This is a genomic window from Pseudoalteromonas sp. SG44-1, assembly GCF_014164315.1.
GTDB classification, from domain to species: domain Bacteria; phylum Pseudomonadota; class Gammaproteobacteria; order Enterobacterales; family Alteromonadaceae; genus Pseudoalteromonas; species Pseudoalteromonas rhizosphaerae.
The window spans coordinates 1-565 of record NZ_JACJEW010000233.1 but is presented as its reverse complement, the minus strand read 5'-3'; the positions used below and the strand labels follow the sequence as shown (position 1 = coordinate 565).

The following is a 565-nucleotide window of genomic DNA, read 5'->3' as shown; positions in this document are numbered from 1 at the left end:
AAAGTTGAGCATATTGAAAAATTTGCCGAAATTGCCGCACAAGGCGAGCAATGGCAATGGGCGCGTAGCTACTACGAGTACTTAGTAGAGCTAAACCAAGTCAACGAGTTTAACGCTAACTTGCCAGAGCCCATGGCAAATGAAGACGGCACAATTACCACCGTAGAACCACGGCCAGAGCCAGCAGCACCAGAGCGGCCTGCAGTGCAAACGGTTGATCAAGTACTCGCGCCATACCAACGCAAGATAGATAAGCTATGTGGTATAAAGTTCAAAGGTATTAATATTTCACTTTCTGAAACAAATCAGAATGGATTATCAGCACTAAAAAGTGCATTGGAACTTGCGAAAGAGTTTAATGTTGAGGAGCAATTCTTCCCCATTAACTTCAATGCAGAAACATGTAAAGGCGTTGAAGTACTCGAACTACTAAACGAAACCGAGTTTAAACAATTTGGTTTAGATTTCATCTTGGCTCGCAAGGCTTTCTTTAGCTAACATTTAAAAAGGGTTTAAACACTGTTTAAACCCTACTCTTTCAACACATCAGTAAACACCATTTAAA

General features: G+C 41.1%; 1 protein-coding gene. It reads left to right on the top strand.

The annotated features are described in order from the left end of the window. The coding region (locus H5187_RS23940; protein ID WP_182798519.1) for a hypothetical protein at positions 1 to 498 on the top strand (498 nt) is incomplete at its 5' end. Positions 499 to 565 lie beyond the last annotated feature (67 nt).